Raw genomic sequence first — 19,433 nt, forward strand, 5'->3', positions numbered from 1 at the left:
GGTTAGCGGGCCCGGGTGCGGGGCCGGTCGGCGTCGCTGTGCGCATGGGCGTGAGAAGGCGGGCAGGCCGGCCGGGTGAACCGGGGCAGAAGGGTGTGGCGGGCCGGTCAGCCGCGCGGACCCGGGGCGGCGCGGCCGGTCCGGGCGTCCGGGAACTCGCGCGGGACCTCGACCGAGACGTCCCGGAACGCGCCGAACGCCACGATGAGGACCCCGCCGATGACGCAGACGGCCGTGCCGGCCCAGAGCAGCAACCAGTCGGGACCGCGGCACAGGCCGATCCCTGCGGCGGCGAAACCCAGGATGAGCACGGTCACGGCGAGCCAGGACGAGGCCCTGCCGCCGTGGCCCGCGCCGTGGTCGGAATGAGGGGGGCCAGGTGCGCCGTCCGGCATGGCGGCGTCTCCTTCCGAGGGGGGTGACCCGAGGGGGCGACGCGCCCGTACGGCACCGGCCGTCATCGTGCGCGTGGGGCAATCGGCATACCCTTTAGTCTGGGAAGTAGTCCTGATACACGGGACGCGATGGACCCCGCGGTCGTGGAAGGCGTCGCCGAGGATGGCTGTGCCGGGTGGCGGAACCGCCTACGATGGCTGCGGAGAACCATGTCTCGTCCTCATCCGGGCCCGTCCGGTCCGGAAGACCTGCGAGGAGCCTTACCTAAAGTGCCAGCCTTTCTCGACAAGATTCTTCGCGCAGGCGAAGGCAAGCTTCTGCGTAAGCTCAAGCGGATCGCCGACCAGGTCAACTCCATCGAGGACGACTTCACGAGCCTGACCGACGCCGAGCTGCGCGCGCTCACCGACGAGTACAAGCAGCGCCACGCCGACGGCGAGTCCCTCGACGATCTGCTTCCCGAAGCCTTCGCCACCGTCCGCGAGGCCTCCCGGCGTGTGCTGGGCAAGCGCCACTTCGACGTGCAGATCATGGGCGGGGCCAACCTGCACATGGGCAACATCTCCGAGATGCGCACCGGTGAGGGCAAGACCCTGACCTGTACGCTCCCCGCCTACCTCAACGCCATCTCCGGCAAGGGCGTGCACGTCATCACGGTCAACGACTACCTCGCCAAGCGCGACGCCGACGAGATGGGCCGCATCCATCGCTTCCTCGGCCTGGAAGTCGGCGTGATCCTGGCGAACATGGCGCCGGAGGAGCGTCGCAGGCAGTACAACGCCGACATCACCTACGGCACGAACAACGAGTTCGGCTTCGACTACCTGCGCGACAACATGGCCTGGTCGCTGGAGGAGTGCGTCCAGCGCGGCCACAACTTCGGCATCGTCGACGAGGTGGACTCGATCCTCATCGACGAGGCCCGCACGCCGCTGATCATCTCCGGCCCCGGCGAGCAGTCCGGCAAGTGGTACGCCGAGTTCGCCAAGATCGCGCCCCGGCTCCGCCGCGGCACCGAGGGCAAGGACGGCGAGGAGAGCACCGGCGACTACGCCGTCGACGAGAAGAAGCGCACCGTCGGCATCTTCGAGTCCGGCGTGGAGAAGGTCGAGGACTGGCTCGGCATCGACAACCTCTACAAGCCCGAGCACACCCACCTGGTCGGCTTCCTCAACAACGCGCTGAAGGCCAAGGAGCTCTACAAGAAGGACAAGGACTACATCGTCGTCGAGGGCGAGGTCCTGATCGTCGACGAGTTCACCGGTCGCGTCCTGCACGGCCGCCGCTACAACGAGGGCATGCACCAGGCCATCGAGGCGAAGGAAGGCGTCAAGATCAAGGACGAGAACCAGACTCTCGCCACGATCACGCTGCAGAACTACTTCCGCCTCTACACCACGCTGTCCGGCATGACCGGCACCGCGGCGACCGAGGCCAACGAGTTCCACCAGACCTACAAGCTCGGCGTCGTCCCGATCCCGACGAACCGGCCGATGATCCGCAAGGACCAGGCCGACGTGGTCTACAAGACCGAGGACGCCAAGTTCCTCGCCTGCGTCGAGGACATCAAGGAGCGCTACGACCGGGGCCAGCCGGTCCTGGTCGGCACCACCAGCGTGGAGAAGTCCGAGCGGCTCTCGAAGGAGCTCAAGCGCCGGGGCGTCCAGCACGAGGTCCTCAACGCCAAGAACCACGCGCGTGAGGCGGCGATCATCGCCGAGGCCGGCCGCAAGAACTCCGTGACCGTCGCCACCAACATGGCCGGTCGAGGCACCGACATCATGCTCGGCGGCAACCCCGACTTCCGCGCCGACCTGGAGCTGCGGAACCGCGGCCTCGACCCGGTCGAGACCCCGGAGGAGTACGAGAAGGCCTGGCCCGAGGCGCTGGAGAAGGCCAAGGCCGCCGTGGCGGCGGAGCACGACGAGGTCACCGAGCTCGGCGGCCTGTACGTCCTGGGCACCGAGCGCCACGAGTCGCGGCGCATCGACAACCAGCTCCGCGGCCGGTCCGGCCGTCAGGGCGACCCGGGCGAGTCGCGGTTCTACCTCTCCCTCGAGGACGACCTCATGCGCCTGTTCAACTCGGCCCGGGTCGAGATGATCATGACGCGGCTCAACATCCCGGACGACGTGCCGATCGAGTCCGGCATGGTGTCGAAGGCCATCGCCTCCGCCCAGCACCAGGTCGAGCAGCAGAACTTCGAGATCCGTAAGAACGTTCTGAAGTACGACGAGGTCATGAACCGGCAGCGCAAGGTGATCTACGCCGAGCGTCGCCGGGTGCTGGAGGGCGCCGACCTGCACGAGCAGATCCGCGGCTTCGTCGGCGACGTCGTCGACGGCTACGTCACGGGCGCCACCGCCGAGGGCTTCGCCGAGGAGTGGGACCTCGACAAGCTGTGGAAGGCGCTGGGCCAGCTCTACCCGATCACCCTCACCGTCGACGACGTCGTCGAGGAGGCCGGCAGCCGCGAGGAGCTCACCGCCGAGGTGCTCTCCGAGAAGATCAAGGCCGACGCGCTGGCCGCCTACGACCGCCGCGAGGAGGAGCTGGGCTCCGAGGCGATGCGGGAGCTGGAGCGCCGCGTCATCCTGTCGGTCCTCGACCGTAAGTGGCGCGAGCACCTCTACGAGATGGACTACCTCCAGGAGGGCATCGGCCTGCGCGCGATGGCGCAGCGCGACCCGCTGATCGAGTACCAGCGCGAGGGCTTCGAGATGTTCTCCGCGATGCTGGAGGGCATCAAGGAGGAGTCGGTCGGGTACCTGTTCAACCTCGAGGTCGAGGTGCAGACCAACCCGATCGTCGAGGAGCACGACCACGCGCACGAGGACTCGGCGATCGCCGAGACCCGTTCGATCATCGCCCGAGGGCTGCGCGGCCCGGAGCGTCCCTCCGAGCTCGAATACTCCGCGCCCGGTGAGAGCGGCGAGATCGAGCACACCCGCGTGAGCACGAAGGCCGAGCGTGACGCCTACGGCGACGTGGAGCGCAACGCCCCCTGCCCCTGCGGCTCGGGCAAGAAGTACAAGCGCTGCCACGGCGACCCGAGGAACGTCCAGGCCTGACCCGCCACACACCCGAAAAGGGGCTCGCACGGCCGACGTGCGGGCCCCTTTTCGGGCTTTCCAGGGCTTCGAGGGCTTCCGGGGCTTTTCAGGGGGTGGTCTCCACGTCGGTGCACAACCACCGCGCCCCCCGCCGTTCCAGGCGCAGCGCCAGGACGCGAGGCCGGTCGCCGCAGTGCACCAGGACGCACATCTCCACCACCCCGTCCTCGGGCTGGGACACGTGCGGGGTGCCGACCAGCGGCGGCCGGGCGCCTCCGATGACCTTCCCGGCTCGGACCAGCTCGGCGTGGGCCCGGACGGTCATGTGGGCGGACAGGCTCGCCGTCGGCCGGCGCCCGGACAGGGCCTCGGCGACGGCCTGGCCCAGGGCGCGCAGCCGCCGCCCGTCGGGGACCGGGCCCGGCTCCCCCCACACCGGCGGCAGACGGTCACCGCGCCCGGCGGGCCGGGGCTCCCGGACCCGGACCGGCCCGGGCTCCCTGGTCCGGGCCGGTCCGGTTTCGCGGGCCCGGGTCGGCTCGGGCTCCGGGACTCCGGCCGGCGCGGGCTCGCCGGCCAGCGCGAGGGCGCCTTGAACGTACGGCGGGCCGGGCGGCGGCGGGTGTTCGTCGTCGTAGGGCGGCTCCGCCGAGGGGTGCGGCGCGAGCCGGGGGAGCGGCACGGGACGCGGCGGACGGGAGAGGCGCGGCGGGCGTGGCGAACGGAGGGAACGCTGCGGGCGTGGAGGGACCGGCAGGCCCGGAGGGTGTGGAGGACGCGGCATGGGGGCTCCGATCGTCGTCGGCTTACCTGACGCGTTCAGGAGTTTCCGGCCACCCGTCCAGATACCGCCGCCGCCAACTTTCCACTCGGCCGTGCCGGTTCGTCCCGGTAGGAGAGGAAGGCCACGTCGACCTGGTGCGGTCCCCGGCCGGGCGGGACGGGTTCCGGGACGGCTCGCGATGTCCGGCGGACGTCCGGAACGCCCCTCACAAGGCCCGGCGGGACCTCGGAAGACCCCGGCGGGACCTCAGGGCTCGGCGGGACCTCAGAGTTCGGCGGGACCTCAGGGGGTGGACTCCGCAGAGGGAGCGCCCTCGTCCGGTTCCCGCCCCGGCGTGGCGAGGTTCATCCTCCTGATCAGCACGGTGAACAGCAGGTAGTAGACGACGAAGTAGACCAGCCCGAAGCCGATGACCAGGACGAGCCGGTGGGTGTTGGACTTGCCCGCGTTCAGCAGCATGTCGATGGCGCCCGCGGAGAAGGTGAACCCCAGGCGGGCGTCCAGCTCGGCCATCAGGGCCATCGACAGGCCGGTGAGCAGCGCGTGCACCACGAACAGCACGGGCGCGACGAAGATGAAGGCGAACTCCAGCGGTTCGGTGATGCCGGTGACGAAGGCGGTGAGGCCGGCCGACAGCATGATCCCGCCGACGGTCGCGCGTTTGCCGGGCGGGGCCGCCCGCCACATCGCGATGGCCGCGCCGAGCAGGCCGAACATCATGACCGGGAAGAACCCGGTCATGAAGATGCCGGCGCCGTCCTGGCCGGCGAAGTAGCAGTTCAGGTCGCCGGCGGCGTTCCTGGTCGCGCCGTCGACGCCCGCCCGGCACTCCGGCAGGGTGAACCAGACGATCGTGTTCAGGAAGTGGTGCAGGCCGACCGGGATGAGCAGCCGGTTCGCCACGCCGTACACGCCGGCGCCCACCGGGCCGTGCAGCGCGAGCCAGTCGCCCGCGGACGCCAGCCAGTCGCCGACCGGCCGCCAGAGCAGGCCGAAGACCACGCCGAGGAGCAGCGCGGCGACGGCGGTGACGATCGGGACGAACCGCCTGCCGCCGAAGAAGGCGAGCCAGGCGGGGAGCTTGATGCGGTAGTAACGCTGCCAGAGCAGGGCCGCGACGATGCCGATGACGATGCCGCCCAGGACGCCGGTGGGGTTCTGGGCGCCCAGGTCGAGCGCGGGCGCGGGCCGCCCCTCGGGCCCCACGACGGTCAGCGCGACCTTACGGTAGACCGCCGAGTCCTGCGGGGCGGCGAAGAACAGCGTCCGGGAGACCCGGTCGAAGACGAGGTAACCGACGAGCGCGGCCAGGGCGGTCGAGCCGTCGCCCTTGCGGGCGAACCCGATCGCCACGCCGATCGCGAACAGCAGCGGCAGGTTGTCGAACAGCGCGCCGCCCGCCGCCGCGAACACCCCGGCCAACTGGTCGAGGACGGGATTGTCGGTACGGCCGAGCAGGTCGTCCTGGCCGAAGCGGAGCAGGAGCCCGGCGGCGGGCAGCACCGCGATCGGCATCATCAGCGAGCGCCCGACCCGCTGGAGCACCGCGAAGACCGACGACCACGCCGACGACCACGGCGACGGCCGGTGCTCCGCCGCCGCGCTCATCCCGCGCCTCCCTCACCGCGTGGGACGCGGGGCGCGGGACGGGCCGCCGGACCGCCCGGGAAGACCGCCGGGCCGTCCGGGAAGACCGCCGGGACAGGAGCCGGGAAAGAGGATCGCTTCACTGGTGTTGTCCCTTCCGTTCGCAGGCGGGCGGGGGCGTGTCAGGCGCGACGCGGCGTCTCCAGGACGGTGCGCAGCTGGTAACGATCGGCTCGGTAGGTGGATACCCCCAGCTCGGCGCAGACTCCCCCGGCGAAGGAGCGCCGCTGCAGCAGCAGCACGGCCCCGCCGCGCGGCAGCTTCAGCAGGTCGGCGTCGCCGGGGTCGGCGATGCCGCCGTCGATGGTCAGCTCGCCCGCGTCGAGCACCAGCCCGTAGCGGGTCTCCAGCAGGGCGTACAGCGAGCGGCCGCTCAGGTCGTGGTCGCCGAGGTCGGGTGCGAGGGAGACCGGGATGTGGGCCCGCTCGATGCACATGGGCTCGGCGTCGGCGGTCCGCAGCCGTTCGATGAAGTGCACCTCCTCGCCGGGACGGATGCCGAGTTCCCTGGCGAGGTGGGCACTGGCCCGGACCACGCGGCGGTCGAGGTCGCGGGAGCCGGGCTCCATGCCCCGGGAGCGCATCTCGTCGCTGAACGAGGTCAGCCGGAGCGCCATCTCGATCTTCGGGCGGGCCACGAAGGTGCCCTTGCCCGGGACGCGTTGCAGCCTGCCCTCGGAGACCAGGTGGTCGACCGCCTGCCGTACCGTCATGCGGGACAGGCCGAAGCGCTGGCAGAGCTCGCGTTCGGACGGGATCGCCGTGCCGATGACCAGCTCGTCACTCTCGATCATGTCGAGCAGGATCTCCCGGAGCTGGAAGTATTTCGGCACCGGGCTGTCCGGATCGATCCGGGCCACGGCGTCCCCCTCTCTGACCGGCAACCAGCCACTCGATCTGTATGTGGTGATGAGCTATGGTTCGTACTGGTCTAGTCCGGACTAGACCACGTGCTGGAAAAGGGTGTCAACGTACGGACCGGAGACGGATGGATAACGGCCCGATCTCGTCCGTCCGAGCCGAAGGATGAACGAGATGACGACCAAGATGCGCAGCGAGATCGCCGAGCAGCCCGCCGCGTTGCGCGCCACCCTGGACGCCCTCCTCCCCCGGGTCGGAGAGGTGGAACGGCTCGCCCGGCGGACCCGCCAGCTGCTGTTCATCGCCCGCGGCACCTCCGACAACGCCGCAGTCTACGGCCGTTATCTGGCCGAGGCGCACGCGGGCCGTCTGTCCACCCTCGCCGCGCCGTCGATCGCCACCACCTACCGCCGCAGGCTGGATCTCGACGGTGTCCTGGCCGTGGCGCTCTCCCAGTCGGGCCGGACCGAGGAGATCGTCGAGACCCTCTCCTGGGCCAAGGACTGCGGCGCGACGACCGTGGCCGTCACCAACGGCGGCGAGGGCAGCCCGCTCGCCCAGGCCGCCGACCTCGCCCTGTGCACGCTCGCGGGCGAGGAGAAGGCCGTCCCGGCCACCAAGACCTACACCACCCAGCTCGCCGCCCTGGCCGTCCTGGGGCTGGGCCTGGGAGCCGACGTCGATCCGGGCGACCTGCGGCGCGTGCCGGACGCCGTGGAGAAGCTGATCGCCGAGCCGGGGGACCTGGAGGCGGTCGTCGAGGGCCTGGCCGACAAGCCGGGCGCGGTGGTCTCCGGCCGCGGGCTGGCCTTCTCCACCGCCCTCGAACTGGCCCTCAAGCTCAAGGAGGCGTGCTACCTGCACGCCATGGGCCTGTCGTACGCCGACCTGCTGCACGGCCCGATCGCGGTGGTGGACGCCGACACCCCCGCCGTCCTCGTCGCCGCGGGTCAGGGCCCCACCCTGGCCGGTACGGTGGCCCTGGCCCGGCGGGTCACCGAGGCGGGCGCCCAGGCGTTCACCGTCGGCGGCGGCACCGAGCTCGCCTCCGCCTCCAGCGCCGCGCTGAACGGTCCCGACCTGCCCGAATGGGTCGCCCCGCTCGGGCTGATCGTCCCGGGGCAGCTGCTGACCGAGGCACTGGCCCGCAGGCTCGGGATCGACCCCGACGCCCCGCGCGGCCTGAACAAGGTGACGCAGACCGACTGATCACCGAGCGTCGTTTAGCCTGGTCACAGACCGACGGCAAGGGAGGACGACATGGCGGCTGACGCCGACGCGATCATCGCGGGTCTCGGGGGCGCGGGCAACATCATCGAGATCGAGCCGTGCATCACCCGGCTCCGCACCGAGGTGCGCGACGCCTCCAAGGTCGACCAGGCGGCCCTCAAGGCCGCCGGCGCGCACGGGGTGATGGCCACCGGCAACGTCGTCCAGGTGGTCGTGGGCCCCGAGGCCGACACGATCGCCGGTGACATCGAGGACATCATCGGCTGACGCGCCGGTCCTCCCCCGCCCCGGCGGGGGAGGACCGGACACCGATCCGCGCGGCGGCCCGCGGGCGCCCCGCCCCGGCGAGCGGGGGAGGACCACGGGCCGGTCCCGCCCGGCGGCCGGACGCTGTCCCGCCCCGGCACGCGGGGAAGACCGAGGGGGATTTGCGATGATCACGGTTATGACCCCCGTCACGGGGACGGCGGTGGGTCTGGACGCGGTGCCCGACCCGGTGTTCTCCCAGGGCCTGGTCGGTCCCGGGATGGCGGTCGAGCCCGAGCGGACGGCCGGCCGGGCGGTCTCGCCGATCACCGGCACGATCGTGAAGCTGCACCCGCACGCCTTCGTCGTCGTCGGCGACGACGGCCGCGGGGTCCTGGTGCACCTGGGCATCGACACCGTGCAGCTCAAGGGGGAGGGCTTCGAGACGCTGGCCGCGGAGGGGGAGCGGGTCGGCGCGGGACAGCCCGTGGTGGCCTGGGACCCGGCGCGGGTGGCGGCGGGCGGGCGCTCGCCGGTCTGCCCGGTGGTGGCCCTCGACGCCCTCTCCGAGGCCGTCACCGCGCTCGCCCGGGGCCCCGTGCGCGCCGGAGACGAGCTCTTCCGGTGGACGTGAGCCCCTTGAACCGGTACGCCCCGTCCGGGCGCGCCCGGACACGTCCGGGCCCCGGCACGGCGCGCACGGGCGCGTCCGGTGCCCGGTACGGCGCACGCCGCATGGCCGGGTCACGCGCGGGCACGGGACCCGCAGCGGCCGATCACCGGCCGCCGTACGGTGGAGGCCGCCCGGGTTCCGCCGGGCGACAGGACGCCGGGTGGTCTGGACCGCCCGGCCGGCACTCGCAGGAGGAGTCCGTGAACCAGCGTCAAGTCACCGTCGAGGCCGAGGTCGGCCTGCACGCCCGCCCGGCGGCGATGTTCGTGCAGACCGCGGCCAAGGCCCCCTTGGAGATCACCATCTCCAAGGGGGGTGGCAAGCCGGTGAACGCCAAGAGCATCCTGTCGGTCCTGTCGCTCGACGTGCGCAAGGGCGACACCGTGGTGATCGCCGCCGAGGGCGACGGCGCCGACGAGGTCCTGGACCGGCTGGCCGAGATCGCATCGGCTCCGTGAACGAGCTGACGGGGACGGGCGTCAGCCCCGGCGTCGGCTTCGGCCCGGCCTTCGTGCTCGACTGGGAGCCGCCCGTCCCCGAGCCGGGATCCGGCCACGGCGGCGACGCCGAGGCGGAACGGGCGCGGGCCGAAGGCGCCCTCGCCGACGTCGCCGCCGACCTGGAGGAGCGCGGGGCCAGGGCCGGCGGCGAGGCCCGGGAGATCCTGGACGCCCAGGCGATGATGGCGCGCGACCCCGGCCTGGCGTCCGGGGTGGCCGAGCTGATCGACGCCGGGAAGTCCGCCGCCCGCGCCGTCTACGAGGCGTTCGGCGGCTACCGCGCGATGCTGGCCGACGCCGGGGGATACCTGGGCGCGCGCGTCGCCGACCTGGACGACGTCCGGGACCGGGCGATCGCGGTGCTCGACGGTCGGCCGCCGCCCGGCCCGCCGTCCTCCCTGGACGCCCTCGACGGCCCGCCGGGACCGTACGTCCTCGTGGCCCGCGACCTGGCGCCCGCCGACACCGCGGCGCTGTCGCCGGACGTGGTGGCCGCCTTCGTCACCGAGGAGGGCGGGCCGACCAGCCACACCGCGATCCTCGCCCGCGCGATGGGCGTACCGGCCGTGGTGGCCTGCCCGGGGGCGGCCTCGATCGCGGCGGGCACGCCGCTGCTGGTGGACGGCGCGGCCGGGACGGTACGGACCGCCCCGCCGGACGCCGACGTGGCCGCGGCCCTCGGGGTCGCGGCGGACAGGGAGGCCGCCCTGACCGCGGCCACGGGCCCCGGGGCCACCGCCGACGGGCACCCGGTGCCGCTGCTGGCCAACATCGGCGGCCCGCACGACGTCGAGGCGGCCCTCGCGAACGGCGCCGAGGGCGTCGGGCTCTTCCGGACCGAGTTCCTCTTCCTGGACCGGACCGCGGCGCCCGGCGAGCGGGAGCAGGAGGAGGCATACCTCGCGGTGCTGGACGCCTTCCCGGGCGGCCGGGTGATCGTCCGGACGCTCGACGCGGGGGCGGACAAGCCGCTGGCGTTCCTGCCGCCGCCGCGCCCGGAGCCCAACCCGGCGCTGGGCGAGCGGGGCCTGCGGCTGCTGCGCGCCCACCCGGGGATCCTGGAGACGCAGCTGCGCGCCCTGGCCCGCGCCGCGTCGCGTTCGCGGGCGGATCTCCGGGTGATGGCCCCGATGGTCGCCACCGCGCGGGAGGCCGCCTGGTTCGCCGCCGCCTGCCGGGAGGCCGGGCTGCCGTCCGCGGGGGTGATGATCGAGATCCCGTCGGCCGCGGTGCGCGCCGCCGACCTGGCCGCGGAGGCGGACTTCTTCTCCGTCGGCACCAACGACCTGGCCCAGTACACCCTGGCCGCCGACCGCCAGGTGGGGTCGCTGAGCGCGCTGCAGGACCCCTGGCAGCCGGCCCTGCTCGACCTGGTCGGCCTGGCGGTGGCCGGCGCGGCCGAGCGCGGCAGGCCGTGCGGGGTGTGCGGGGAGGCGGCCGGCGACCCGGCGCTGGCCTGCGTGCTCGTCGGGATCGGCGTCACCTCGCTGTCGATGGCCGCGCCCGCGTTGCCCGCCGTACGGGCGGCCCTGGCGCGGCACTCACGGGAGGAGTGCGTGCTCGCCGCGGCGGCGGCCGTGGCCGCGGGCTCGCCGGACGAGGCGCGCGCCGTGGCGCGGGCGAACCTGCCGGGCCTGGCGGAGCTGGGCCTTTGACCGGGATGGCCGGGATGACTGGGATGGCCGGGAGATGGGGGATTTCCGGTCCGGAGATGGGGCGGCGCGGCGTGTCCGCCCGCGGACGCGGATAGCGTGGGGCGCATGGTTCGGTGCATTCGTACGACTGGTCTGGCAGTGATCGCGACTATGGTGGCCGGCTGCGCCGCCTCGGGAGCGGACTCGCCCGCCCGGCCCGCCGCGGGCCGGGACGACGGCGCCGTCGCGAGCGCCACCGCCACGTCCGCCGCGCCCCCCACCCCGTCCGCGACCCCGTCCGCGACCCCGGACGGATCGCAGGCGCTCCCGGCGTCCCGGGCGTCCGCCTCCTCGAAGGTCGAGGCCGTGCTCGCCCGGATGAGCCTGGAGGAGAAGGTCGGGCAGCTCTTCATGCCCGTGGTGTACGGCGCGGCCCCCGACACCGCGTCGGGGGAGAACAGCGCGCGGTTCGGCGCGGACACCCCCGCCAAGGCCGTGGCGAAGTACCGGCCGGGCGGGGTGATCCTGTTCCCCTGGGCGGGCAACGTCAAGAACGTCCGGCAGCTGGTGTCCCTGACCAACGGGCTGCAGAAGGCCTCGCCGAAGATCCCGCTGCTGATCGGCGCCGACCAGGAGAACGGCCGGGTCTCCCGCCTCGCGCCGCTGGTCACGACCATGCCGGGCGCGTCCGTCATCGGCTCGACCGGTGACCCCTCGCTGGCACGGAAGGCCGCCGAGGTCACCGGGAGCGAGCTGCGCGTCCTGGGGATCAACCTCGACTTCGCCCCGGTCGCCGACGTGAACATCAACCCGCGCAACCCGGTGATCGGCCCGCGCGCCTACGGCTCCGACCCGGCCAAGGTCTCCCGGATGGTCGCCGCGGCGGTCAAGGGTTTCCACGACGCGGGGACGGCCACGGCGGCCAAACACTTCCCCGGCCACGGCGACACCGACGTCGACAGCCACACCGGGCTGCCGGTGATCCGGCACTCCCTGTCGCAGTGGCGGAAGCTGGACGCCCCGCCGTTCGCCGCCGCCATCGGCGCGAAGACCGACGTGGTGATGAGCGCTCACGTGGTCATGCCGAAGCTCGACCCGTCCGGGGATCCGTCGACGCTGTCCAAGCCGATCCTGACCGGGCTGCTCCGCGACCGGCTCGGGTTCGACGGGGTCGTCTCGACCGACGCGCTCGACATGGCCGGAGTGCGGAAGAAGTACGGCGACGCGCAGGTGCCGGTCCGGGCCATCCTGGCCGGGGTCGACCTGCTGCTGATGCCGCCGAACTTCACCAAGGCGTACGACGCGGTGCTGGCCGCGGTGAAGTCGGGGAAGATCACCCGGGCGCGGCTCGACCAGTCGGTGCGGCGGCTGCTGACGCTGAAGGAGGCGCGGGGGCTGCTGGAGCGCGCGCCGGTGGCGGACCCGGCGAAGGCCGAGAAGACGCTGCGCTCGGCGGAGCACCGCAGGGTGGCCCGGCTCATCGAGTCGCGGGCCCGCTGACCGGGAGGCCGGGGCCGAGCCGGGTCTAGACCGGCTGGAGGCCCCGGCGCTCCAGGACGGAGGCGACGATCGCCCGGATGGCGTAGGCGGCGATGGCTTCGAGCGCGATGACGGCCAGCTTGGCCAGCAGCGACGTCAGGATGGCGGGCATGACGACCTCACAACAGGGGAGAAATCCTCTTATAAGCAATAATTCATGACAAACATGGACTAAACGCCCAGGTCAGGTTACCTCGGGATGAACAGGCGATGACACCTTGCGGGCCGACGCCTGCAGCGCCGTCTCCACGACCGTCGCGGCGACGGCGCTGCCCAGGGCGACGGTCCACCCCACCGGCCCGAGCGGGCGGGAGCCGAAGAACCGGCTCACCCCCGGAGCCGACACCGCAAGGCCCAGCACGGCCAGCGAGACGGCCGAGGCCAGCAGGACCACCCGGTCCCGGCGGCCGAGCGCCAGGGTCTGGAAGAGCTGCGCCGACACCAGCGCCACCAGCCCCATCGTGTTCGCCCGGCCCGCCGTGCCGGTCATCCGGCCGATCCACCAGGCCGCCCCGGCCGCGCTCGCCGTGGTGACCGCCCGCAGGTAGATGTCCCGGGTCAGGGAGGCTCCCAGGGACGCCTCGGGCCCCTCGGCCAGCAGCTTCTCCGGGCTCGTCGCCGCCGGAGGCCGGACCGCCACCGCCAGCGCCGGCAGCATGTCGGTGAGGAGGTTGACCAGCAGCAGCTGACGGGCGTTCAGCACGTTCCGGCCGGACAGCAGGCTGGAGCCGACCGTGAAGACGATCTCCCCGATGTTGCCGCCGAGCAGGACGCTCAGGGCGTCGCGCACCGAGCTCCACATGGCCCGGCCCTCGATGATCGCGTCGACGATCGTCTCGATGCGGTCGTCGGTCACCACGACGTCGGCGGCGGCCCGGGCCGCGGCGGTGGCGCGGGAGCCCAGGGCGATGCCCACGTCGGCGACGCGGATCGCGGGCGCGTCGTTGGCGCCGTCGCCGGTGACCGCCACGACCTTGCCGGACCGGCGCAGGCAGCGGACGATCCTGGCCTTGTGCGCCGGGGTGGTCCTGGCGAGGACGGCCGCGTCCGACAGCGCCTCGGCCAGCTCCTCGTCGTCCAGGTCGTCGATCTCCGGGCCGGTCATGACCCGCCCGCCGTTCAGCGCGTCCAGCTCGGCGGCGATCGCCTCGGCGGTGCTGGGATGGTCACCGGTGACCATGACGATCCGGACGCCCGCCCCCATCAGCCGGCGGACGCTTTCGGCCGCCGTGGGCCGGATCGGGTCGGCCAGGCAGAGGAACCCGAGGAAGCGCAGCTCGCGGATGCGCTCCTCGTCCAGGTCGCGGCGGTCGGAGGCTCCGCGCTCGGCCACCGCGAGCACCCGGTACCCCTGCAGGGCCAGCCGGTTCACCTCCTTCTCCAGCTCCGCGCGCACGGGATCGGTCATCGGGGTCTCGCGGCCGTCGCGTAGCACCGCCGTACAGCGGGTGATCACGATCTCCGGAGCGCCCTTGACGCTCAGCAGCGCCCCCGCCCCGCCCGCGCCGAGCACGGCGTGGTAGCCGCGGCCGGGTTCGAAGGGCAGCTCGTCGATCCGCACCCACCCCTCAACGCCGTCCTCGGGCGTCACCTCCAGCCGCCGGGCCCCCTCCAGGACGGCGCGGTCGGTGGGATGGGCGACGGGCCGCCCCGGGTCGCTCCGGGGCCCGGCCCGCATCCCCGCGGCCACGATCCGCCGCAGCTCCGGCGTCAGCGCCTCCACCGGCTGCTCGGTCCGGCCGTCGGAGACGCGCCGCAGGTTGATGCGTCCCTCGGTCAGGGTGCCCGTCTTGTCGAAGCAGAGCACGTTCACCCGGCCCAGGGCCTCGATGGTGGAGGGGTTCGGCACCAGGGTGTTGCGCCTGGAAAGCCGCCGGGCGGCGGCGAGTTCGGCGACCGAGGCGACGAAGGGCAGCCCCTCGGGCACGGCGGCGACGGCGAGGCTCACCGCGGGCGCCAGCGCCTGCGCCGCCGACCTGCCCCGTGCCAGGTCGGCGACCAGGAGCAGCAGGCCGGAGCCGATCGCGACCGGGAGGATCTCCCGGCTCAGCCGCCGCAGCCGCAGCTGCACCCCGGTCGGCGGGGGCCGCTCCGCGGTGATCCCGGCGGTACGGGCCGCCTCGGTCGTCCGGCCCGCCGCGACGACCACGGCGAGACCGTGCCCGGCCGCCACCGTCGTGCCCTCGTAGACCATCGAGGTCCGCTCGGCCAGGGCGGACGCGCCGACCGGCGCCGGTGACTTGGTGACGAGCTGCGACTCGCCGGTCAGGCTCGCCTCGTCGACCTCCAGGCCCACCGCCCTGACCACCCGGCAGTCGGCGGGCACCGCGTCGCCCGCCCGCAGCTCGACGACGTCGCCCGGCACGAGGTTCTCCACGGTCGTGCTCTCCTGCCCGCCGGGGCGGCGCAGCCGTACCCGGAGCGCGACGGTCTCGGTCAGGCGGCGCAGGGAGCGGTCGGCGGCGAACCGCTGGCCGCCCCCGATGAACGCGTCGATGACCATGACCGCGGCGATCAGCACCGCGTCGGGGACCGAGCCGACCAGGGCCGACAGGCCCGCGCCCGCGGTCAGGACCGGTGTCAGCGGGTTGGCCAGCTCCTCGGCGGAGGCGCGCAGCAGTGAGGCGGGGGCCTCCGGACGGGCCCCCGAGGCGGTACGGCGCCGCAGCGCCTCGGCCTCGCTGAGGCCCCGGGGCGAGGAGCCGAGCCGGGCCAGGACGTCCTCGGCCCGCATGGCGTGCCAGGGGGTCGGGTCGGTGCGGACCGGCGCCGCCACGCGTCCGGCGTCGCGGCCCGACCACTCGCCGACCGCGATGGCCACCAGCGCCGTGCCGTCGCTGACGAGCTGTGCCCAGCGCACCGTCGTGGCCCTCGGTCCGAGGAAGGTCAGGCCGGTGCCGAGCAACGCCGTCGCGACGCCGAGCCACACGCACCGCTCGCTCGTCCGGCGCGCCGGGCCCAGGGAGCTCAGCAGCAGGTGGGCCTCGCCGGTCTCGCAGATCACATCCGCGTCCCACGGCACCGGGCCCGACGGCCGCAGCACGCCGACGCCCAGGTCGGCCTGGGCCAGCGCGGCGAGGGGACGGTCCGACACCACGGCCACGCCGTGCCCGTCCGCCTGGAGCGCGCGGACCCTCGCGGCGAGCCCTGAGCCGCCAGGGACGCTCTCGGCGACCCCCAGCCGCCGGCCGAGTTCCGCGAGCTCCGCGAGCTCCGCGGGTTCCGCGGCCCCTGTGTGCTTCGCGTGTCCCGCGTGCTCCGGGCGTTTCGCGCGGCCGCCGGCGAGCAGTACGGTGCCCGCACCCCGGGCCGCGGCGACGAGGGCGTCGGCCAGGGGATCGACCCCCGGGGCCACGCCCACCAGGGCCACCGGCACGCCCTCCCTCCTCACACCGACCGCCCGCAGCCCCCGGCTCTCCCACTCGCCGAGGTCGTCCGGCGGGGGAGGACCGCCCGCCGGCAGGAACCCGGCCGGGTCGGCGAGCGGTTCGGCCGTCCACCCGTCGTGCTCGCACCGCGCGGCGGGGTCGGAGAGGTCGATCAGCCCGTACAGCCGGGCCCGCAGCTCGTCGCCGTCCGTGCCGCCGTCCGCGCCGCCGTCCGTGCCGCCGTCCGCGCCGCCGTCCGCGCCGCCGTCCGTGCCGCCGTCCGTGCCGCCGTCCGCGCCACCGGTCGCGTCGCCGGTCAGCGGTACGACGCGGTCGATCGTCCAGGAGCCCGTCGCGAGGACTCCGGCGTCGAGGATGACCGTGTCCACGCCGTCCATCCGGCGCAGGGCGTCGCCCCTCAGCACGATCGCGCCGCGCCCGGCCGCGGCCCGGCCGACCGCTCCCGCGAACGCCTCGCGGCCCAGCTTCGCGGCCTTGGGCGTCGCGTTGACCAGCATGGCCAGGCCCTGCTCGCGGCTGCCGCTGAGCAGTCGGGTCAGGCCGGAGACGCCCACCGCCAGCGGGCTCGCCGCGCGCTCGAACCGGTCCACGGGGCTGCGGGCCATCGGGGCCGTACGGGGCGTCCGCGCCGACCGGATGTGACGGTAGCCCCCCTCTCGGTTGGCCAGCTCCTCCTGGTGCTCCCGCCAGGCCCGAAGGGTGCCGCGCGTCTCCGCGTAGCGGGCGGCCGCGGTCACCGACTGGACCACCATCCCGAACGGCCGCAGCGCGAACGTGTGGCCGACGATTCCGGCGGTGGTGAACAGCGTGTCGGTGACCGCGCGCCCGAGGCGGCGCTCCAGCGCGGTGCGGACGAACGGGGTGGAGTCGACCAGATTGAGGATGGTGGGGACGGAAGGGGGGAGCGGCGGCGTCCGCAACGCGCGTCCGGCGACGGCCAGCCCGGCCCCGAGCACGCTCGCGCCCAGCCGGAGGCCGGCCCGGGCGTGGTTCTCCGCCAGCCGGGACGAGGGGGAGCGCGGGCACCGGTCCTCCGTGGTCTCGGCCTCCTCCACGGGGCCCGGTTCGAACTCCTCCTCCCCGGCCCCGCCGTCGAACTGCTCGACGATCGACAGCAGCCTGCCCAGGTCGGCCGCGGCGCTGTCGCAGCCGACGAAGACCCAGCCCAGAACGCCGTTGACCTCCGCCCGGTCGACGCCCTTCACCGACAGCAGCCGGTCCTCCAGCCGCCGCGCCATCCGGCCGGTGCCCGGACCACCGATTCTCCGTAGATCGATGCGGACCCCGCCGGGACAGGCCCGCGCCTCACGGGAGCCCGGAAGGGCGGCGCGGAGCGGGTCGGGCACGAGTCCCCAGAGCGCCTCGATCGGCGATCTGAGTGCGTGCGGCACGAAGGTCACCCGGAGGCGCTCTTCGCGGTGGCGGCCCGGGTGGTCCGTGATGCGGATCGGGCGGCCGGTGTGGCGGCCCGGGTGGTCCGTGATGCGGATCGGGCGGCCGGTGTGGCGGCCCGGGTGGTCCGTGATGCGGCCCGGGTGGTTTTGGCGGCCGGGGACGCCGTCTTGGTGGCCGAGGCGGTGGCCCGGGTGGTCCGCGACGTGGACCGGGCGGCCGGCGTGGCGGCCCGGGTGGCTCGTGACGTGCTTCCGCCGCCCGTGGCGGATCGGGTGGCGCGCGTGGTCCCTCCCGTGGCCGCGGAGGTGGACCGGGTGGTCCGGGCGGTGCCGCCGGTGGCTCGTGACGCGCTTCCGGGGGTCCGCGCGGTGCTCCGTGTGGTGGCGCGGGCGGTGGTGCGGGCGGCCCGGGTGCGCGAGGTGCCCGCCGTACCGGTCTTCCCGGAGCCTTCGGCGACGTCCGGGGCGATCACGGAGCCCGGGACGGGCGACGCGGCCTTCGAGGAGCGGGAGGCGGCCCGCTCCCGGCGGGCGCGCTGGGCGATCACCGTACCGACCCCGATGGCCGCCGCCACCGGCCACTCGATCAGTCCCGCGACCGCGAGCGCGCCGAGCCCGCCGTAGTAGACGATCCGTTCCGGTGACGGGAGGAGTGACCGGGCCGTGTCGACGGCTTGGCCCGCCTCCTGCCGGCTGAGGTGCGGTAGATGCATGTGCGGGGGACGCAGCTGCACGGTCAGCATCGGCAGGTTCAGCGTCAGCGCGTGACCGTCGGTGCTCTGCCCCGCGGTCCCGTGCCGCTCCGTCTTCCGGCCGGTCGTCGCGGGCGCCGACGCCTTCGCGGTGGAACCCGTCGCCGCGCGACTGCGCGACGGCCGGGACGCCTGACTCGACGCCCGGGTCGCACCCCGGCTCGACGCCCGGGTCGGCGTCCGGCTCGAAGTCCGGCTCGACGTCTGGCTCACTGTCATGGTCCCTCCAGGACGGAGTTCTGAGAAACGATCGGAACAAAGCCCGCAGAGGCCCCATAAGGCCATCTACGTACGGTTCCATGGTCATGCCGCCGTTTCCATAGCGTTCCTCCCAAGCCGCGTCCGAAACGCGTTTCTCCTGCTCAGGTGGGCATTCGCCATGCAAAGGCGTCTGCATTCCACGCGCTTTCCCGAAACATCAAGAAGAGACGATGAAGGGGGTGTTTCGCCCCTCGGCGATCAGGGGGAAGATAAGACCCCCGTTGAGTTCGTCCGGATACGTCATAATCTGGGGCTGATGTCGAGAAGGAGGCGGGATGCTCAAAGGTGTGCTCATCGACTGGGGCGGGGTGCTGACGACGAACCTGTCCGAGGCGATCGCCTCCTGGATCGTCGCCGACCGGATCGACGCCGACCACTACCGCGACGTGATGCAGCAGCTGGTGCAGCACGCCTACGAGGGGTCGGGCGCGGCCGAGAACGTCGTGCACGCCCTGGAACGCGGGGAGATCTCCGGGCCCGACTTCGAACGCTCCCTGGCGGCCATGCTGGTGACGACGGACGGCGTGCCACCGGCCGCCGAGGGGCTGCTGGAGAGGATGTTCTCCGGGTTCCTCCGGATCGAGCCGATGTACGACATGCTGCGCGCGGCGCGCGCGGCGGGACTGCGGACCTGCCTGGTCTCCAACTCCTGGGCCAACGAGTACCCCCGTGACGGCTGGGAGGAGTTCTTCGACGAGGTCGTCATCTCCGGCGAGGTCGGCATGCGCAAGCCAGAGCCGAGGATCTTCGAGCACGCCCTGGGGCGGGTGTGCCTGACCGGTGAGGAGTGCGTGTTCGTCGACGACATCGAGGCCAACATCGTCGCCGCCCGCGCGCTGGGCATCGTCGGCGTGCACCATCGGGAGGCGGAGGAGACCATCGCGGAGCTGGAGACGCTTCTCGGCCTGCCGCTGCGCTGACGCCGCACCGCCGTCCCCGCCCCGGTCCACTCGTCCCGTCGCGCCGTACGGCCGTGCCCGCGCCGTACGGCCGTGCCCGCGCCGTACGGCCGTGCCCGCGCCGTACGGCCGTGCCCGCGCCGTACGGCCGTGCCCGCGCCGTACGGCCGTGCCC

The 19,433-nt window shown here is 73.7% G+C and carries 15 protein-coding genes; 9 read left to right on the plus strand and 6 right to left on the minus strand.

The features are described 5' to 3' along the window. Positions 1 to 107: 107 nt before the first annotated feature. Positions 108 to 395 carry an HGxxPAAW family protein gene (locus tag ACZ6W9_RS01910; RefSeq protein WP_389958835.1) on the minus strand — a complete coding sequence of 96 codons (288 nt, stop codon included), beginning with the start codon at positions 393 to 395 and terminating at the stop codon, positions 108 to 110. A 270-nt stretch (positions 396 to 665) separates the two neighbouring features. On the opposite strand from ACZ6W9_RS01910, the gene secA reads away from it, so the two are divergent. Next, a complete protein-coding gene (secA, locus tag ACZ6W9_RS01915) occupies positions 666 to 3,467 on the plus strand; it encodes a preprotein translocase subunit SecA (protein ID WP_389958838.1) in 2,802 nt (933 codons plus the stop codon). Between the two features lie 88 nt (positions 3,468 to 3,555). Here the strand turns inward: secA and ACZ6W9_RS01920 are convergent, their stop codons facing one another. The 3 genes from ACZ6W9_RS01920 to ACZ6W9_RS01930 form a co-directional block, all read right to left on the minus strand. After that, the gene (locus ACZ6W9_RS01920; protein ID WP_470116560.1) at positions 3,556 to 4,131 is read right to left on the minus strand and encodes an Rv3235 family protein; all 576 of its coding nucleotides are present in this window, start codon (positions 4,129 to 4,131) and stop codon (positions 3,556 to 3,558) included. Positions 4,132 to 4,515: 384 nt separating this feature from the next. Continuing rightward, the gene (locus tag ACZ6W9_RS01925) at positions 4,516 to 5,841 is read right to left on the minus strand and encodes a PTS transporter subunit EIIC (RefSeq protein WP_389958844.1); all 1,326 of its coding nucleotides are present in this window, start codon (positions 5,839 to 5,841) and stop codon (positions 4,516 to 4,518) included. Positions 5,842 to 6,002: 161 nt separating this feature from the next. Next, positions 6,003 to 6,740, minus strand: coding sequence for a GntR family transcriptional regulator (locus tag ACZ6W9_RS01930; RefSeq protein WP_362929397.1), 738 nt, complete (start codon positions 6,738 to 6,740; stop codon positions 6,003 to 6,005). Between the two features lie 175 nt (positions 6,741 to 6,915). On the opposite strand from ACZ6W9_RS01930, the gene ACZ6W9_RS01935 reads away from it, so the two are divergent. From ACZ6W9_RS01935 to ACZ6W9_RS01960, 6 genes are all read left to right on the plus strand, one after another. Further along, positions 6,916 to 7,950 (plus strand): SIS domain-containing protein, encoded by a 1,035-nt coding sequence (locus ACZ6W9_RS01935; RefSeq protein WP_389958846.1) that lies wholly within the window; start codon positions 6,916 to 6,918, stop codon positions 7,948 to 7,950. 51 nt (positions 7,951 to 8,001) lie between these two features. Further along, the gene (locus ACZ6W9_RS01940) at positions 8,002 to 8,238 is read left to right on the plus strand and encodes a PTS sugar transporter subunit IIB (RefSeq protein WP_362929185.1); all 237 of its coding nucleotides are present in this window, start codon (positions 8,002 to 8,004) and stop codon (positions 8,236 to 8,238) included. 166 nt (positions 8,239 to 8,404) lie between these two features. Beyond that, positions 8,405 to 8,851, plus strand: coding sequence for a PTS sugar transporter subunit IIA (locus tag ACZ6W9_RS01945; protein WP_389958848.1), 447 nt, complete (start codon positions 8,405 to 8,407; stop codon positions 8,849 to 8,851). A gap of 239 nt (positions 8,852 to 9,090) precedes the next feature. Then, positions 9,091 to 9,348 (plus strand): HPr family phosphocarrier protein, encoded by a 258-nt coding sequence (locus ACZ6W9_RS01950; RefSeq protein ID WP_389958851.1) that lies wholly within the window; start codon positions 9,091 to 9,093, stop codon positions 9,346 to 9,348. Further along, entirely contained in the window at positions 9,345 to 11,045 is a 1,701-nt protein-coding gene (ptsP, locus tag ACZ6W9_RS01955; RefSeq protein WP_389958854.1) for a phosphoenolpyruvate--protein phosphotransferase, read from the plus strand. The genes ACZ6W9_RS01950 and ptsP overlap by 4 nt, the downstream gene beginning before the upstream one ends. Before the next feature lie 105 nt (positions 11,046 to 11,150). Continuing rightward, positions 11,151 to 12,524 carry a glycoside hydrolase family 3 protein gene (locus ACZ6W9_RS01960; RefSeq protein ID WP_470116561.1) on the plus strand — a complete coding sequence of 458 codons (1,374 nt, stop codon included), beginning with the start codon at positions 11,151 to 11,153 and terminating at the stop codon, positions 12,522 to 12,524. Between the two features lie 25 nt (positions 12,525 to 12,549). On the opposite strand, the gene ACZ6W9_RS01965 is transcribed toward ACZ6W9_RS01960, so the two are convergent. Next, the gene (locus tag ACZ6W9_RS01965) at positions 12,550 to 12,675 is read right to left on the minus strand and encodes a hypothetical protein (RefSeq protein WP_389958860.1); all 126 of its coding nucleotides are present in this window, start codon (positions 12,673 to 12,675) and stop codon (positions 12,550 to 12,552) included. Positions 12,676 to 12,747: 72 nt separating this feature from the next. Then, complete coding sequence (locus ACZ6W9_RS01970) at positions 12,748 to 17,343, minus strand: cation-translocating P-type ATPase (protein ID WP_470116562.1); 4,596 nt, start codon at positions 17,341 to 17,343, stop codon at positions 12,748 to 12,750. Between ACZ6W9_RS01970 and ACZ6W9_RS01975 the strand changes: the two genes are divergently transcribed. After that, the gene (locus ACZ6W9_RS01975) at positions 17,335 to 17,970 is read left to right on the plus strand and encodes a hypothetical protein (RefSeq protein ID WP_470116563.1); all 636 of its coding nucleotides are present in this window, start codon (positions 17,335 to 17,337) and stop codon (positions 17,968 to 17,970) included. The genes ACZ6W9_RS01970 and ACZ6W9_RS01975 overlap by 9 nt on opposite strands. 664 nt (positions 17,971 to 18,634) lie before the next feature. Beyond that, a complete protein-coding gene (locus ACZ6W9_RS01980) occupies positions 18,635 to 19,279 on the plus strand; it encodes an HAD family hydrolase (protein WP_389958868.1) in 645 nt (214 codons plus the stop codon). The last annotated feature ends 154 nt before the right edge of the window (positions 19,280 to 19,433 follow it).

It is taken from the genome of Streptosporangium sp. NPDC053982, from assembly GCF_055585205.1.

Excerpts from the sequence above, each read along its gene's own strand:
- ACZ6W9_RS01945 (WP_389958848.1), top strand. The coding sequence starts at position 8,405 with ATGATCACGGTTATGACCCCCGTCACGGGGACGGCGGTGGGTCTGGAC.
- ACZ6W9_RS01940 (WP_362929185.1), top strand. The coding sequence starts at position 8,002 with ATGGCGGCTGACGCCGACGCGATCATCGCGGGTCTCGGGGGCGCGGGC.
- ACZ6W9_RS01965 (WP_389958860.1), bottom strand. The coding sequence starts at position 12,675 with ATGCCCGCCATCCTGACGTCGCTGCTGGCCAAGCTGGCCGTCATCGCG.
- ACZ6W9_RS01910 (WP_389958835.1), bottom strand. The coding sequence starts at position 395 with ATGCCGGACGGCGCACCTGGCCCCCCTCATTCCGACCACGGCGCGGGC.
- ACZ6W9_RS01935 (WP_389958846.1), top strand. The coding sequence starts at position 6,916 with ATGACGACCAAGATGCGCAGCGAGATCGCCGAGCAGCCCGCCGCGTTG.
- ACZ6W9_RS01980 (WP_389958868.1), top strand. The coding sequence starts at position 18,635 with ATGCTCAAAGGTGTGCTCATCGACTGGGGCGGGGTGCTGACGACGAAC.
- ACZ6W9_RS01960 (WP_470116561.1), top strand. The coding sequence starts at position 11,151 with ATGGTTCGGTGCATTCGTACGACTGGTCTGGCAGTGATCGCGACTATG.
- ACZ6W9_RS01925 (WP_389958844.1), bottom strand. The coding sequence starts at position 5,841 with ATGAGCGCGGCGGCGGAGCACCGGCCGTCGCCGTGGTCGTCGGCGTGG.